Source organism: Spirochaetota bacterium, assembly GCA_017999915.1.
Classification (GTDB): Bacteria; Spirochaetota; UBA4802; order UBA4802; family UBA5550; genus RBG-16-49-21.
Window position 1 is genome coordinate 142,570 of sequence record JAGNKX010000012.1, and the last position, 15,431, is coordinate 158,000.

Here is a 15,431-nt window from a genome sequence, read left to right on the forward strand (position 1 = left end):
AGGCGGCCAAGCCTTTGACGAGCGGTTGGCCGCAACCAGCCTGCGAGGGATAGAGGCGGCGCAGCACCGCCGGAAACAGGGAGGAACCATGAAGGCGCATGACAAGCTCTATATAAACGGCGCATGGGTGGCCCCCATCGGCAGGGACACCGTCGATGTCATCAATCCCTGCACGGAGGAGCCCATCGCGAAGGTGTCCATGGGCGGCGCCGAGGACGTCGACCGGGCGGTCGCTGCCGCGCGGGAGGCCTTCACATCATGGTCGCGGACGACGGTCTCCGAGCGTGCGTCGTTCCTTTCGAAAATCGCCAAGGCCATGGCCGCGCGCCAGGCCGAGATCGGCGATACCATCGCCAGGGAAATGGGCATGCCCGTGCAGCTGGCGCGGGCGATCCAGGCCGGCCTTCCCATCGCGGTCCTGAACTCCTTCGTTCCGATCCTGGAAAAATACGAGTTTGAATACGCCATGGGCCGCACCCAGATCGTGAAAGAGCCGATCGGAGTGTGCGGGTTTATCACACCGTGGAACTATCCGATGCACCAGGTGATCGGCAAGGTGGCCCCGGCCCTGGCGGCCGGCTGCACCATGGTCCTGAAACCGAGCCAGCTGGCGCCGCTTAACTCCTACATGCTCGCCGAGATCATGGAAGAGGTGGGACTTCCCGCCGGCGTGTTTAACCTCGTGGTCGGCGCGGGATCGAAGGTGGGCAGCGCCCTGGCCTCCCACCGGGACGTCGACATGGTCTCCCTCACCGGGTCCACGCAATCCGGGACGCTGGTCGCCCAGGCCGCGGCCGAGACCATCAAGAGGGTGACCCTCGAGCTCGGCGGCAAATCCGCGAACATCATACTGGACGACGCCGACTTCCAGAAGGCGGTATCCAAGGGCGTGTACAGCAGCTTCCTGAATTCCGGCCAGACCTGCATCTCCCTGAGCAGGATGCTCGTTCCCACTGATAAACAGAAGGAGGCGGCGGAGATAGCGAAGGCGACCGTCGCTGCCATGAAGATGGGCGACGCCTTCGAGGAAGGGGTCTACCTTGGGCCCATGGTGGACGAAAACCAGCGACTGTCGGTCTTGAGATATATCAGGTCCGGGATCAAGGAGGGGGCCACACTGGTGTGCGGCGGTCCCGAGCTCCCGGATCATCCGGAGAAAGGTTATTTCGTCAGGCCAACGGTGTTTGCCGATGTCAGGCCGGATATGACCATCGCCCAGGAGGAGATATTCGGGCCGGTGCTCTCGATCATTCCCTGCAAAAGCGAGGAAGAAGCGATCGAGATCGCCAACGACAGCGTGTACGGTCTTTCCGGGTGCGTCTGGTCCGGCGACCTGGAGAGGGCGCGGCGGGTCGCGAAGAGGATCCGAACCGGGCAGGTATTCATCAATGATTCCATATTCGACGTGGACGCGCCGGCTGGAGGGTACAAGCAGTCCGGCATCGGACGCGAGAGGAGCAAGTACGGTCTCGAGGAGTACCTTGAGATAAAGGCGATAGTGGGACACAATCCGCCGAAACCGGCGTGACGCGCTGGCGGGCCGCAGCGGCGTCAGTTACATAAAGGGGGCGTATCATGGAATTTAAGGGCATCACTCTCGTCACCGGCGCGGCCGGGTTCATGGGGAGTCACCTTGTGGAATATCTCGCCCGCAAGGGGATCCGCGTCAGGGCATCGGCGCGGCCCCGGAAGGACATCTCTTTTTTCGAGCGCCTGGGGGTGGAATACGTCGCGGCGGACCTGACCAGGCCCGAGACGCTGCCGCCCCTCTTCGCCGGGGGCGTTGACCGCATTTTTCACCTGGGCGCCATCTGCAATTTTTCCACGCCCTATGAATCGCTCTATCCCACCAATGTGAAGGGCGTCGAGGAGTTCACGGGGCTTGCCCTTAAAAACGGCGTCAAGCGGTATGTCCACGTCGGCTCCACCAGCGTGTACGGCTACTACAAGGGAACGCCCTTCCGGGAGGACTCTCCACGGGAGCCGCGCGATTCCTACGGCCGGAGCAAGCGTGACGGCGAGGATGTCGTGTGGCGCCGCATCAAGGAGGGGCTGCCGGCAATCATCACGAGGCCCTGCACCGTGTATGGCCCCCGGTGCAATGACGGGGCCGGCAAGGCCTTTTCCCGGCCCACCAGCATCACCGCCATACCCGGCAGCGGCGCGCAGCTACTGTCGAATGTCCGCGCCGAGGACGTGGCCGCAGCGGTGGAGCATCTCTCGTTCCTCGATTCGGCCGTGGGGCAGGCCTACAATCTGGGCGAGGACACCCACCCGTCCCTGGAAGAGGCCCTCATGATGGCGTCCGAGGCATTCGGGACCAAACCGCCCAAGCTGCACCTGCCCCTCTGGCTGGTGAAGACCGTGGCCAGGATGGATGGCATCGCGTCGGCGCGCAAGGGCCGCATCCCGGACCTCGAGCTGGACGCGGTGCGCTACCTCTATGACGATTATGTCGTCGATAACAGTAAACTGAAATCCACCGGATACCGTATGATATATCCTGACTTCAGGGAATCCATGAAACAGATAGCAGAATGGTATCGGGCGCAGGAAGCAACTACAAAAACAGCTTAATAAGCGGGAGGTTTTGCATGGGACAGGTTGTGGTCATTACCGGATTAGCTGACGGCATGGGTCGTCACGTTGCGGCTATGCTGGCAGCGTCGGGCCATTCCATCGCGGGGTTCGATGTCGACGCCGCGGGCATCGCGTCTTTGAAGAAGGAGCTCGAGAGGTTCGGCGGAGAGCACCTGCTCGACGTGATCGATATTACCGATCGCCAGGCGATCGCGAAATTCCGAGACCGGGTCCTGGAGAAGTACGGCCATGTGGACACGGTACTTTCCAACGTGGGGATAGGGTTCTTCTGTCCCTTCGAAGAGGCCAACCTGGAGAAGGCCCTCAAGTGCCTCGAGATAAACGTCATCGGCGCATCAGCGATCTTCCAGGCCTTTATCCCGTCCATGAGGGAGCGTCGCTCCGGGAAGCTCATCGCCATGTCTTCCCTCGTCGGGCGCATACCCTTTCCCTTTGAATCGATATACTCGGCGAGCAAGTTCGCCATCACGGGGCTCGTGCTTTCCCTCAAGTACGAGGTGGAGCCCTTCGGCATCAAGGTGGCGCTGATAGAGCCGGCGCAGGTGTCCACCACCTTCGCGGCGAAGATCCACGTGCTGCCGCCGGAAGGATCGGCCTACCGGGACCGGGCCCGTCGCTTCATCGAGCGCGACGACGAGCTCATCAAGACGGCGCCGACGCCCCCCGACGCGGCAAAGAGGATCGTGAAGGTGATCGAGGCGAAAAAGCCCCGCATATTCAACCAGGTTGACTTCATGAGCAGCTTTTTCCTGTGGCTCAACCAGTTTCTTCCCCGCTCGCTCCGTGACACCATACTGGTGAATCACATGAATATCAAAGTCTAAGGGTGCGTTCCAAAACCCGGGATGCATACTTAAAGAACAGGAGGTACACCATGAGCACGCAACACGCACTGAGCCGGCCTCCGACGCGGTCCCGCGTCGACGGCCTCCGCTGGAGGATCATAGAAGCGCCCCAGGAGGTGTGCATCGAGCGCGCACGCTACCTCACTGAGGCGATGAAGCTCCACTGGGACAAAAATCCCCTGACGAGGATGAGCCTGGCCTTTGAGAATATCCTGAACAATATCAGCGTCATCATACGCGAAGACGAGGTGATCGTGGGGTGCCGCACCTCCAAGCTCAAGGGAGCGCCCCTGTTCCCGGAAAACAAGTCCCTCTGGATAGAAGGGGACCTGGAGAATTTCGACACCCGCGTGCTCCAGCGGGCCCTTATTACTGCGGAAGAGAAAAAAGAGCTCGCCGAGGAGATCCTGCCTTTCTGGAAAGGCAAGACCGTGGAAGACCGCATGAAGGAGCAGATGCCGGAAGATATCCTGACGGACATGGATAAGTATATTTTCACCATGATGCTCGAGATAACCTACGGGATCGGCCATTTCACCATGGACCATGAGCGCGTCCTGACCGTGGGTCTCCGTGGCGTCATCGAGGACGCCGAGGGAAGAATGGCAGCGCTTTCGCCCGGCGACAGGTCCGGCGAGAAGGGCCTCTTCTATGACGCGGTGATACGATCCTGCCGGGCCGTCATATCCTTCGCCCGGCGCTACGCGGAGCTCGCGCTGTCAATGGCAAAAAACGAGTGGGACCCGGCCCGGGCCGACGAGCTGAGAGAGATCGCCCGCGTCTGCGCCCGCGTGCCCGAATACCCGGCGGAGACGCTCCACGAGGCTGTCCAGAGCGTCTATTTCATCCACCTGGTGGCCCAGATCGAGTCCGGCGGAAACTCCATCTCCCTGGGACGGATCGACCAGATACTGTTTCCGTATTACAAGAAGGACATGGAGGCGAAGCGGGGCAGCGCGGACAGGGCCCGGGAGCTCACGGCCATGCTCTTTGTGAAGACCAACGAGATATGGAACGTCCTCGAGGAGGCCTTCATCCCCGGCGGGGAGGGCACCGAGGGCAAGACCACGCAGAACGTCACCGTGGGCGGCGTCGGTATAGACGGCCGCGACGCCACCAATGACATGAGTTATATCGCCCTGGACGCCTTCGGGGACGTGCGGACCGTGCAGCCCAATTTCGGCGTGCGGATATCGCCCGACTGTCCCGAAGAGCTGATGAACAGGGCCCTGGACTATGACCGGGACGGCGTGCTGATGCATTTATTCAACGATGAGGCCATTATCCGGTCCCTGGTGAAAGGGGGCCACACACTGGAGGACGCGCGGAATTACGGCATGGTGGGCTGCCTGGAGCCGAACGCCCAGGGCAAGACCTTCGGATCCACCTTCGCCGTGCAGTTCAGCGGCGTCAAGTGCGTGGAGCTGGCCCTGTCTAACGGGATAGACAATATCTTCGGCTATCCCAGCGGCATCGAGACAGGGGACCCGGCCGGGTTCACCAGCTTCGACGATGTGTGGAACGCCTACGACGGCCAGGTGCGGCATTTCATCGGCCAGATGGTGCGTGGCATGGAATTGCTCGACCGCATTATATCGGAAAACGTTCCCTCTCCCTTCGCCTCCGCCATGGTTGACGGCTGTCTTGAGAAGGGAAAGGACCTCACGGCCGGGGGGGCGGTCTACAATTCCACCGGGGTCCAGCTCATGGGCTTCGCCAACGTGGTGGACAGCCTCTACGCGGTGAAAAAGGCGGTTTTCGACGAGAAGCGTTTCTCCATGGCCGACCTGGTCCAGTGGCTGTCGGAGGACTGGCAGGACGCGGAGGATAAGCGCGTCTACCTGCACAACCGGATCCCGAAATACGGCAACGACAATGACGAGGTCGACGCCATGGCCGCGAAAGTGGCCGATCACTACTGCGATGTCCTCGCTGATAAGCGCAATTTCCGGGGCGGATTTTTCTGGCCGGGCATATTCTCCGTCGGTTTTCACATTACGATGGGGGCCTTCACGGCGGCGACGCCGGACGGGCGGTTCGCCGGCGATGTCCTGGGCAACGGCATTACGCCGACCACCGGGAACGCCATATCCGGGCCCACGGCGATAATGAATTCCGTTACGAAGCTGCCGGTCGAGCGGGTGTACAACGGCGCCAACCTGAACATGCGCTTCCAGGGCAAGAAGATCAGCACCGCCAACCTGGCCTCGCTGATCAGGGGCTATTTCAAGCGGGGCGGCACCCAGGTGCAGTTCAACATGGTGGACACGAACATCCTCAGGGACGCGCAGCACCATCCGGAAAAGCACCGGGACCTGTTCGTGCGGGTGAGCGGCTATTCCGCCGAATTCACGGGCCTGAGCGAGATCGCCCAGGAAGAGATCATCAGCAGGACCGAGTTCGAAATGAGGCAGTGAACGGCGCCGGCGAATCCTGTGCCTGCGCTGTATATAAAACAGATCAAGGAGGATGGGGATGGGAAAGGTTATGACCACCGCCGAGGCCATGGAAAAGTTCGTCGGTGACGGCGACTTCCTCTTTATCGGCGGTTATATCTGCAGGCCGCCCTTCGCGGCCATACACGAGATCATCCGGCAGAAAAAGAAGGACCTCACCATCACGAGGAGCAATGCCGCCGACGATTTCGACATGCTCATCGGCGCCGGATGCGTGAAGCGCTTTATCGCCACCTTCATCTCCCTGGGCCTGTATGGCCTGGCCCGGTGCTACCGCCGGTCGATAGAGAAGGGGATCCCCCACAAGATCGAGCTGGAAGAGTACACGAACCTCTCCCTTCCCCTCATGCTGATGGCCGGAGCCATGGGAATGCCCTTCGTGCCGGTGAAGGACATGGTGGGGACCGACCTCATGAAGATCAAGTCCTTCATGGGCGAGAACAAGTACAAGATGATCGAGTCACCCTTCGACGGGACCCCGGTCATGGTCGTTCCGGCCCTCAGGCCGGACACGGCCATCATCCACGTGCAGCAGGCGGACGAGGACGGAAACGCCCAGATGTGGGGGATCGGCGGCGACTGCAAGTGGGGGGCCAACGCGGCGAAAAAGGTGATCGTGAGCTGCGAGCGCATCGTGAGCCGGGAGACCGTAGGCAAGGACCCGTCCCGCACCATCGTTCCGTCCTTCAAGGTCGTAGCCGTCACCGAGGAGCCCTTCGGCTCCCACCCGGGGTATACGCCCGGGTTCTACGATGTGGATCTGCAGTTCGGGAATCTTTATAAAGAAGCTTCCAATACAGTCGAAGGCTTCCAGGCCTTCCTGGACGAGTGGGTTTTCGGCGTCAAGGACCGCGCCGACTATGTCCAGCACTACATTCAGAAATTCGGGTACGCCCAATACAAGCGCCTGCAGGCGAAATTCGATTACGGGTATCCCGTGTCGTACGCATACTGACCGGGAGGAGGAGCCATGGGAAATCATCCAAGTGATTATATCAAACCTGAATTAATGGCCTGCTGCGGCGCCCGCGAGATAAAGGACGGCGATATCGTCGTGGTGGGGACCGGGTTCCCCACCATGTCGGCCAATATCGCCCGTCATACCCACGCGCCCCGGGCCATGCTGATGCAGGAGTCCGGCGTGTACGACGCCCGTCCGGCCCGTCCGGCCCTTTCCGTGGGAGATCCGTGCCTGAACCCGGGGGCAGCCATGATCGGCGGCCTGATCGAGATTATGGGCGTCTTCCTTCAGGGCGGATGGGTCGACGTGGGATTTCTCGCCGGCAGCCAGATCGACAAGTACGGCAACATCAACACCACTGCCATCGGGCCCTACGAAAGCCCGAAGAGCCGCCTGCCGGGGTCCGGCGGTGCCAACCCGATCGGAGCCCTGGCAAAGCGCACCCTCATCATAGCACTACATAACACCAGGAGCCTGGCCGAAAAAGTGGATTTCGTTACCACACCCGGGTACCTTGACGGGCCGGGAGCGCGGGAGAAGTGGGGCCTTCCGCCCGATACGGGCCCCCAGGTGATGATCACCAACAAGGCGGTCATGCGCTTTGACAAGGAAACGAAAGAGGCCTATCTCGAGAGCTATCATCCCGGGACCTCCGTGGATGAGGTGGTTAAGCTCACGCCATGGAAGCTCAGGGTGAGCGATGACGTTCATGAGACCGAGCCCCCGCGGGCAGAGGAGCTCCGCGCCATGCGGGAGATCCTCGATCCCCATCGTATGATACGGATATATGAGAAGCGAGGATACGTGTAGTAGGCGCGGTTGCGTAACCGCGCCTTATAGGCGCGAATCAGCCCCCCTCCCTTGATGGGAGGCCAACGCGTTCGGCACATCCTGTGCCTGCGTTGGCATCAACCCCATCCTGGGAACGCGGTCAGGGGGAGGGTGACAAACATCAGACACTCCCACCCGGCCTCCCCCGTCAAGGGGGAGGAGTAGTGCATAGAAATGAATAGTTGATTGAATATCATCGAAGGAGGGACAGCATATGGAATACACCAAGGAACTGGTCAAGTTCTGTTCTGATTTATCCTTTGAAAAACTGCCTGATGAAGTCAAACACAAGGCGAAGCTCTGCATCCTCGATTACATAGCCAATATATACGGATCGCTGGAGCTTGACGCGGTGCAGGGTGTCGTCGAGTTCGTCAAGTCCCTCGGCGGTCCCGACGCTGCGACCGCGCTAGGTTGCGGGTTCAGGACCGGCCTGCAAAACGCCGCATTCATCAACGGCACCCTTGCTGAGGCAATCGAGTCCCAGGACGGGCTTCGCTTCGGGGGCAACCACGCGGTATGCGCTGTGATCCCAGCCACGCTCGCCCTTGCCGAATCGAAGGGCTCTGACGGGAAGGCGATCATAGCGGCCGTTGTTGCCGGCTACGAGGTGGCGAACAGGGCATCTGCCGCTGTGCATCCGTTCCACACCCTGTCGGGTTTTATGCCTACCGGCACCTGCGGCACATTCGGCGCGGCTGTGGCAGTCTCCAGACTTATGGGCCACGATTATGACAGGATGCTGAATGCCATGGGCATCGCAGGCTATATACTCCCGCTGACCATGGCGGAGCAGCTCATGGGCGGATACACAATCAAGATCGTGCAGGGAGGACAAGCGGCCAGCGCCGGTATCATGGCGGCCGGTCTGGCGGGAAAGGGCCTCACCGGCGATCCGTTCGTGCTCGAGGGCACGGCGCTGAAAGGCGGCTTCACGCAGATAACCATGAAGCAGGAGCCGAAGCCGGAGCGGATCACAGACAGACTGGGAGAGCATTACTCCACAATGGACGTCTACTTCAAGCCGTACACGGCTTGCAGGCACACGCACGGCGCGGCCCAGGCGACGCTGGATCTGGTCAGGGAAAAGAATATCAAGGCCTCGGATATCGAATCCATCGCGGTGTTCACCTATGCTATCGGCTCGCTGGCGGTGGGCAAGGGGATGCCGGACAGCGGGAGCTTCGTGTCGGCTCAGTTCTCAATTCCCTACGTGGTGGCGGTCTGCCTGCTGGACGGGAAGCTGGGGCCGGGTCAGCTCACGGAGAAGAGGATCGCCGATCCGGCGGTCATTGCGCTCTCGAAGAAAGTGACGGTGCAGCCCGATGACGCCCTGAACAAGATGTACCCGGACAAAACCGCGAGCCGCATCGAGGTCCTCATGAAGAACGGCGAGCGCCTGGTGAAACAGGTGGATATCCCCAAGGGGGACCCCCGCGATCCCATGGAGGCCGGCGACATCTCGGAGAAGGTGCGGTTCTTCGCCGGAAGCCGCGATGCCAAAAAGATCGACCGGATCATCAATGCGGTCATGGACCTGGACAGGGCGAAAAACATCAGTGAACTGGCTTCGCTGATATAGGTAATTCATATAACACATCACAATAATAGTAACAGAAAAAGGAACAAGAATGGATTTTACACTGAGCGAAGAACAACAGATGCTGGTCGATACCATCAGGAAGATGGGCCAGCGGGACAAGTTCAAGGAACTGGCCAAGCATATCGACGAGACCGGGGAATTTCCCTTTGAGCTTCTGAAAAAATACTCGGAGATGGGACTCCTGGGAATGACGGTCTCGCCGGACCACGGGGGCGGCGGGCAGCCGGCCATGAACGCGATCCTCTGCATCGAGGAGCTCGCGAAATTCAGCCCCATGATAGCGGCGCCGGTATTCGAGTCGAACGTGGGGCCGGTGCGGGTCATCGACATCTTCGGCACCGAGGAGCAGAAGAGGACCATCGTGCCCGGAGTGTGCCGGGGGGACTTCAGCGTGTCGGTCTGCATGACCGAGCCGGAGGCCGGATCGGACCTCACGTCACTGTCGACCCGCGCCGTCGAGGACGGCGATTCCTACATCCTCAACGGCAAGAAATGCTTCATCACCGGCGGAGGCCACGCCAGCCATTACATGGTCTACACCCGCTTCGGCGACATCAAGGGCTACAAGGGGATCGGCGGCATCCTGGTGGAAAAGGGAACGCCGGGCTTCACCTTCGGCAAGCAGGAGAAGTTCATGGGCCTCAGGGGCATGCCCTCCTGCGACCTTTATTTCGACGACGTGCGCGTGCCCAAGAAGAACCTGGTGATACCGCAGGGGGAATTCAACAAGCTCATGTCCACCTTTGATATCGAGCGGTGCGGCAACGCGGCCATGTGCCTGGGCCTGGCCGGCGGGGCCTACGAGGAGGCCAGGGCCTACGCCATGGAGCGCAAGGCCTTCGGCAGGCCCATATGCGAGTTCCAGGCGGTGCAGTTCATGATGGTGGACATGGCCACCAGGCTGGACGCGGCGCGGCTCCTGGTATACCGCGCCATAAACGGGGCGGGCCGGGGGCTTCCCTCCATATACGAGGCCTCCATGGCCAAGGCCTACGCCAACGAGATGGTGGTGGACGTGACGAACCTGGCGATGCAGGTCTTCGGAGGATACGGCTACAGCCACGAGTTCCCCATGGAGCGGATGTACCGCGATGCCAAGGCCTGGGGCGTGGCGGGGGGCACCATTCAGATGCTCAAAGTAGGGATCGCCGGCATGATTTTCGGCAGGCGTTTTGACCAGCGGAAGGGATAGGAACAATAAAACGAGGAGGATATCAATGAGCACTTACTACAAGGACACCGAAGACCTTTATAAAATATACGGTTACTTTCTGGACAGGGTTCTCCGTGATGAAAAGATCGGCACAAAGATGAGCAAGGCCGGCATCATCATTAAATTCATGTACACGGACCCGGACGCGGAGATCACCATAGATCTCAAGAATCCCCCCGCAAAGGAGGGATATTACGGCACCTTTTACCTGGGGCCCTGCGATCTCAAGGAGGACGTGTGGTCGAAGCAGCCGGCCGATCATTCCCACCGCTTCTGGCACGGCCTGGAGAACCCCATAGCCGGTGTCACCAAGGGGATCATAAAGCAGGGCGGGAAGGTGACCGCCATGCTGAAGCTCCTCCCGGTGATCAAGCCGGCCTTCCAATTGTTCCCGGTGGCCCTCAAGGAGATGGGCCTCGATAACCTGATCGTATCGAAAAAATAAAGCGCTGCCCGGATCATTGATAAGACGAAAGAGCTGCTCGAATTTTCATGACGAGGACGGGAAGGAATGAACGGCAACACGGGAAACATCGCAGATATCAACCTTTCAACCGGGACGGTTTCCATGCTTCACCTGCCGGAGGAGACCTATCGCCGTTTCATCGGCGGCAGCGGCCTCGGGGCGAAGCTGTTCTGGGACCGGGCCGATTTTTCAGCGGACGCCCTTTCCCCCGAGGCGCTTTTTATACTGATGAACGGGCCCCTGGCCGGCATACGGCTTTCCGGCGCGAGCAGGATGAGCGCCACGGCCCGCTCTCCCCTGACCGGGGGGATCGCCGAGTCCTCCTGCGGCGGTTTTTTCGCGCCGGCCCTCAGGCTGGCCGGGTACGACGGGCTGGTCATAACGGGCAGGGCGGCACAACCGTCGGTTATCTGCATTGATAAGGAAAAAATCACGATAGAAGACGCGGCGTCACTGTGGGGCAGGGGCATCGGTGAGAGTACCGATGCGCTCCATGACTCCTACGGCAAAAAATCCACGTCCCTGGTGATCGGTCCGGCCGGCGAGAACCTGGTTCCCTTTGCCTGCGTCCTGAACGAGGCACACCACGCCTTCGGCCGCTGCGGCATGGGCGCGGTCATGGGATCGAAAAACCTGAAAGCCTTAGTCGTGAAGGAAACGAAAGCCGAGCTTTCGCTGGCGGACCCGGAGCGGGTGAAGGCACTGGTAAGGGAGCTCACGCCGCGCATACGGGAGCACCTCATATCCCAGGTGCTCCATGACTTCGGCACCGCCGGCAACCTCGAGGGCCACATGTACAGCGGCGACGTGCCGGTGAAGAACTGGACATCGAACTTTGACGAGGAGATGGGGGAGGCCCTCACCGGCAGCACCCTGTCGGAGCGCTTTCTCAAGAAGGCGGGCACCTGCGCTTACTGCGCGGTGGCGTGCAAGCGCATCGTGCAGATAGACGATGGCCCCTACGCCATGCCGGAAGGCCCGGGCCCGGAATACGAGACGGTTGTGGCCTTCGGCAGCCTCCTGGGCACGCCGGACCTCGCGGCGGTGTGCAAGGCGGGGAGGATCTGCAACGACCTGGGCATGGACACGATCAGCGCTGGCGCCACCATTGCCTGGGCCATGGAGGCGTACGAGCGGGGAGACCTCACCGATGAACATACCGGGGGCGTCGCGCTCCGGTGGGGCGACATTGACCTCGTGATGAATGCCATCCTGCCGGCGATGGCTTCGCGCAGCGGCGCCCTGGGCGGGCTCCTTTCAAGGGGAAGCGCCGGCGCGGCCAGGGCAATCGGCGGCAACGCCATCGATTACACTGCCCAGAGCAAGGGCCTGGAGGCGCCCATGCACGATCCCCGGGGCTGCCACGGCCACGCCCTGGCCTACGCGGTGAGCACCCGCGGCGCCTGCCACGTCCAGTCGGCCATGCATTTCATGGAGACCGGGGCGTGCAACTACCCTGAGATCGGCTTCGAGTTCGATCTCGAGGCCCTCACCGCCGAGAAGAAGCCCGAGACCATGGTGCTGGCGGCCGCCATAGGCTGCATCGAGAACAGCGCGTGCCTGTGCCAGTTCGCGGACCGCTCCTTCACCATGCAGGAGATCGCCGACCTGATCAATGCCGCGGCAGGCTATGGCTATAGCCTGGAAGAACTGATAGGAGCGGGCATGCGCGGCTATGACCTGAAGCGCTGCATCAATTACCTGCTGGGCTTCGCGGCGTCCGATGACACGCTGTCGCGGAGGCTCCTGGAGCCTGCCCGGGACGGCGACACGGCCGGCATTGAGATCGATTTTGACGACATGAAAAAGAGGTTTTATGACCTGATGGACCTTGACCCGGTGAAGGGCGTTCCGACGCGCTTCAGGCTCGAGTCAGCCGGACTCTCGGAGGAGGCCGAACGGATATGGCCGACGACCTCATAACGATAGGAGTAGCGGCCAAGGGGCCGGTAAGAAGCTATATCGCATGTAAAGAGGCGGTGATTCCGCGCGGCTCCACGGTTTCCACGCTCATTTCCGGCCTGCGCATACCGAAAGAGCTCCGGGTAATCTGCATGAAAGACGGCAGGCGGACGCCGCCGGAGGCGAAGCTCCATGACGGCGACAGCATAATCATAATATCCATGCTCTCCGGAGGCTGAAAGCGGTACCGCAGCGCGAAGCCTACTTTCTTTTCGGCTTCGGCCCGCTCTTCTCCTGCCCCGTGAGGATGTCGATCATCTCCCGGTTGTTCTTGTTCCTGGCGATCATGAGGGGCGTCCTGAATTTCCTGTCGCGGATGGTGAGGGAGGCCCCCTTCGACATCAGCAGGAGCGCCATGTCCGTCCTGCCGCTTTCCACGGCTATGTGAATGGCTGCGCTGCCCTGCCTGTTCTTCGCGTTGACATCAGACCCGGCGGCAAGGCATCTCTCCATTTCTTTGAGGTCCCCTGCCGAAGCTGCCTTCAGGAGCGGGGTGTTGCCGTCCCTGTCACGGGCTTTCATGTCCTCTTTTTTTAATTCTTCCTTCTTTACATCCTTCTTGTCTCCGCCCGGTACCACGGCCTCTTTCCCGGACTCCGATCCCTTTTTATCTCCGCCCGGAATCACGATCACTTTCGCTGACTCCGATCCCTTGATCTCCAGGTAGGTACGGCCGTGCCTGTCCTTCGCGGCGGTGTCGGCGCCCCGGCGCACCAGGTAATCCACGGCCTCCTTGTTCCCGAACTCGGCGGCGCTTAGGAGGGGCGTCCTCTCGAGGTTGTCGCGGGCGTTGATGTCGGCCCCGGCTCCCAGGAGGGTGTCCATGACCCCGGTTTTCCCGTTCTCGGCTGCCTGGTGAAGAGGCGTGGTTCCGTTCCCGGAGCGGCCGTCCACTGCCATCCCCCTGCCGAGGAGGAACTCGACGGCCTGCCGGCTGCCACAGAAGGCGGCGTGATGGAGGAGGCCGTTACCCCGGTCGTCCTTTTCATTGATGTCCGCTCCCTTTTTAAGATAGAGGTTAAGCACGTTGATAACCCCCTTCTGGGCCGACGCCGCCATCATGGTGAAGCCCTTGTTTCCCTTCTGGCCGGTCTTCGCGCCCCGGGAGATGAGGATGTCCATCGCCTCCTCCTTGTTGTTCAGGGCGGCGTAAAACAGCACGGTGTATCCCGTGCCGTCGCTGGCGTTCACGTCCGCGCCGCTATCGATAAGGAAATTGATCACCGAGGGGTACGCGTTCATGAGCGCGTAGCTGAGCGTTGTCCGGCCCTTGCCGTCGGTTGCGTTGACATCGGCGCCCTTGGCCACCAGTATCTTGAAGACATCGATCAGCTCGACGCCGCGCGCCGCTGATTGAAGGATCGTCATCTGTTCCGGCGTGCCGCGGGCGTTGATTTTCGCCCCCCGGCCGATCAGCAGGTCCATCACCTCGCCGTCAAGGTTGTACGCGGCGAGGAGCAGGGGCGTTTCGCCCATGATCGAAAAGGTGTTGATGTCGGCACCCTTGTCCAGGAAGAACTTCGTCTCCGCCTTGTGCTTTCCCTTGAGGGTGTCCATGAGAGGCGTGTAGTCCCACCGGTCCCGGGCGTTGATATCGGCGCCTTTCTGAAGCAGCAATGCCGCAATGTCAGGATGGAGCGCCCCGAGATGCAGGGGCGTTTCGCCGTTGGAGTTCTTCGAGCGGATATCGGCGCCGGCGGCGATGGCGCTCTCCACGGCGGCCATGTCCCCGCGGCCGCAGGCCCGCCAGAGGTCCTCGTTGGGACCGGCGTAGACCAGGGCCGGGAAGAGGACGGCAAAGATCGATAGCAAGCTTAAAAAATACTTTTTCATTATAATATCCCTCCAGACAGTGGAATAAATTTCATTGCGGACTTTGCAAACCGCAGCTTTTCAAATTTCCCGAAACGATGTCTCACTGATTCAGCGCTTTGATCATATGGGGGACCACTATGATAATCAGCAGCAGCGTCATGATGGGACGCAGCAGGTTGACGGGCTTCATGTTTCCTTCCCTGACAGCGGTTGCTGCGTGATTCGCGGCAGAGAAAGTAAAGAAGAGCAGCATTGCGGTCGCTATAGTGGCATCGGCATATCGCCCCCAATTGAGGAGGTAAACAGCCAGGGCCGTAATGGCAATGGCGGCGTTTGCAAGACCTGATTGGATCTGATAAGCGCGATTGGGAGCGTACCCGATCTTTTCAGAGGCAACCTCTCCTAAATAAAGAGCTTCAAACGCCACTGTCCCGCACATGATCATTACTATAAACGGCCCGATGATGTGAAAATGCGATATCGCATCATCAACCAGAAAGTAGGCGAAAAAGATGGCAAGTCCGATCCCGGCGGGCCGTATCCACTCCAGCATCATAGCAATATTTTTCTTGGTCATAGTATTAAGCCTGCTCCCTGGTAAAAAGTATCATGGGAAGTTATTTGATCATTAATCAATTTGACTTGTTGCATGACTACTTTTGAATATTCACCTTTGAC

General features: G+C 60.4%; 13 protein-coding genes. 11 read left to right on the top strand and 2 right to left on the bottom strand.

Annotation, left to right across the window (positions count from 1 at the left end; genetic code table 11):
- Positions 1-88: 88 nt before the first annotated feature.
- The 11 genes from KA369_17315 to KA369_17365 all read left to right on the top strand — a co-directional run bounded on the left by KA369_17315 (position 89) and on the right by KA369_17365 (position 13,117).
- Positions 89-1,528, top strand: a complete 1,440-nt coding sequence (locus KA369_17315) for an aldehyde dehydrogenase family protein (protein MBP7737746.1) — start codon at positions 89-91, stop codon at positions 1,526-1,528.
- A gap of 47 nt (positions 1,529-1,575) precedes the next feature.
- Positions 1,576-2,577: an NAD-dependent epimerase/dehydratase family protein gene (locus KA369_17320; GenBank protein ID MBP7737747.1), complete on the top strand. Its 1,002-nt coding sequence runs from the start codon at positions 1,576-1,578 to the stop codon at positions 2,575-2,577.
- Between the two features lie 17 nt (positions 2,578-2,594).
- The gene (locus tag KA369_17325; protein MBP7737748.1) at positions 2,595-3,425 is read left to right on the top strand and encodes an SDR family NAD(P)-dependent oxidoreductase; all 831 of its coding nucleotides are present in this window, start codon (positions 2,595-2,597) and stop codon (positions 3,423-3,425) included.
- Between the two features lie 50 nt (positions 3,426-3,475).
- The gene (locus tag KA369_17330) at positions 3,476-5,863 is read left to right on the top strand and encodes a formate C-acetyltransferase/glycerol dehydratase family glycyl radical enzyme (protein MBP7737749.1); all 2,388 of its coding nucleotides are present in this window, start codon (positions 3,476-3,478) and stop codon (positions 5,861-5,863) included.
- 58 nt (positions 5,864-5,921) lie between these two features.
- A complete protein-coding gene (locus KA369_17335; GenBank protein ID MBP7737750.1) occupies positions 5,922-6,857 on the top strand; it encodes a CoA transferase subunit A in 936 nt (311 codons plus the stop codon).
- Between the two features lie 54 nt (positions 6,858-6,911).
- Positions 6,912-7,673 carry a CoA-transferase subunit beta gene (locus KA369_17340; GenBank protein MBP7737751.1) on the top strand — a complete coding sequence of 254 codons (762 nt, stop codon included), beginning with the start codon at positions 6,912-6,914 and terminating at the stop codon, positions 7,671-7,673.
- 235 nt (positions 7,674-7,908) lie between these two features.
- Positions 7,909-9,276, top strand: coding sequence for an MmgE/PrpD family protein (locus KA369_17345; GenBank protein MBP7737752.1), 1,368 nt, complete (start codon positions 7,909-7,911; stop codon positions 9,274-9,276).
- A 49-nt stretch (positions 9,277-9,325) separates the two neighbouring features.
- A complete protein-coding gene (locus KA369_17350) occupies positions 9,326-10,489 on the top strand; it encodes an acyl-CoA dehydrogenase family protein (protein ID MBP7737753.1) in 1,164 nt (387 codons plus the stop codon).
- A gap of 25 nt (positions 10,490-10,514) precedes the next feature.
- Entirely contained in the window at positions 10,515-10,955 is a 441-nt protein-coding gene (locus KA369_17355) for a hypothetical protein (GenBank protein ID MBP7737754.1), read from the top strand.
- Positions 10,956-11,021: 66 nt separating this feature from the next.
- Entirely contained in the window at positions 11,022-12,899 is a 1,878-nt protein-coding gene (locus KA369_17360) for an aldehyde ferredoxin oxidoreductase family protein (protein ID MBP7737755.1), read from the top strand.
- Positions 12,881-13,117 carry a MoaD/ThiS family protein gene (locus tag KA369_17365; protein ID MBP7737756.1) on the top strand — a complete coding sequence of 79 codons (237 nt, stop codon included), beginning with the start codon at positions 12,881-12,883 and terminating at the stop codon, positions 13,115-13,117. Before KA369_17360 ends, KA369_17365 begins: the two co-directional genes overlap by 19 nt.
- Positions 13,118-13,139: 22 nt before the next feature.
- Here KA369_17365 and KA369_17370 read toward each other — a convergent pair whose 3' ends face one another.
- Positions 13,140-14,771 carry an ankyrin repeat domain-containing protein gene (locus tag KA369_17370; GenBank protein ID MBP7737757.1) on the bottom strand — a complete coding sequence of 544 codons (1,632 nt, stop codon included), beginning with the start codon at positions 14,769-14,771 and terminating at the stop codon, positions 13,140-13,142.
- Between the two features lie 82 nt (positions 14,772-14,853).
- The gene (locus tag KA369_17375) at positions 14,854-15,330 is read right to left on the bottom strand and encodes a hypothetical protein (GenBank protein ID MBP7737758.1); all 477 of its coding nucleotides are present in this window, start codon (positions 15,328-15,330) and stop codon (positions 14,854-14,856) included.
- Positions 15,331-15,431: the final 101 nt, after the last annotated feature.

Excerpts from the sequence above, each read along its gene's own strand:
- KA369_17320 (MBP7737747.1), top strand. The coding sequence starts at position 1,576 with ATGGAATTTAAGGGCATCACTCTCGTCACCGGCGCGGCCGGGTTCATG.
- KA369_17355 (MBP7737754.1), top strand. The coding sequence starts at position 10,515 with ATGAGCACTTACTACAAGGACACCGAAGACCTTTATAAAATATACGGT.
- KA369_17370 (MBP7737757.1), bottom strand. The coding sequence starts at position 14,771 with ATGAAAAAGTATTTTTTAAGCTTGCTATCGATCTTTGCCGTCCTCTTC.
- KA369_17340 (MBP7737751.1), top strand. The coding sequence starts at position 6,912 with ATGGCCTGCTGCGGCGCCCGCGAGATAAAGGACGGCGATATCGTCGTG.
- KA369_17365 (MBP7737756.1), top strand. The coding sequence starts at position 12,881 with ATGGCCGACGACCTCATAACGATAGGAGTAGCGGCCAAGGGGCCGGTA.
- KA369_17325 (MBP7737748.1), top strand. The coding sequence starts at position 2,595 with ATGGGACAGGTTGTGGTCATTACCGGATTAGCTGACGGCATGGGTCGT.
- KA369_17335 (MBP7737750.1), top strand. The coding sequence starts at position 5,922 with ATGGGAAAGGTTATGACCACCGCCGAGGCCATGGAAAAGTTCGTCGGT.
- KA369_17350 (MBP7737753.1), top strand. The coding sequence starts at position 9,326 with ATGGATTTTACACTGAGCGAAGAACAACAGATGCTGGTCGATACCATC.
- KA369_17375 (MBP7737758.1), bottom strand. The coding sequence starts at position 15,330 with ATGACCAAGAAAAATATTGCTATGATGCTGGAGTGGATACGGCCCGCC.
- KA369_17345 (MBP7737752.1), top strand. The coding sequence starts at position 7,909 with ATGGAATACACCAAGGAACTGGTCAAGTTCTGTTCTGATTTATCCTTT.
- KA369_17360 (MBP7737755.1), top strand. The coding sequence starts at position 11,022 with ATGAACGGCAACACGGGAAACATCGCAGATATCAACCTTTCAACCGGG.
- KA369_17315 (MBP7737746.1), top strand. The coding sequence starts at position 89 with ATGAAGGCGCATGACAAGCTCTATATAAACGGCGCATGGGTGGCCCCC.
- KA369_17330 (MBP7737749.1), top strand. The coding sequence starts at position 3,476 with ATGAGCACGCAACACGCACTGAGCCGGCCTCCGACGCGGTCCCGCGTC.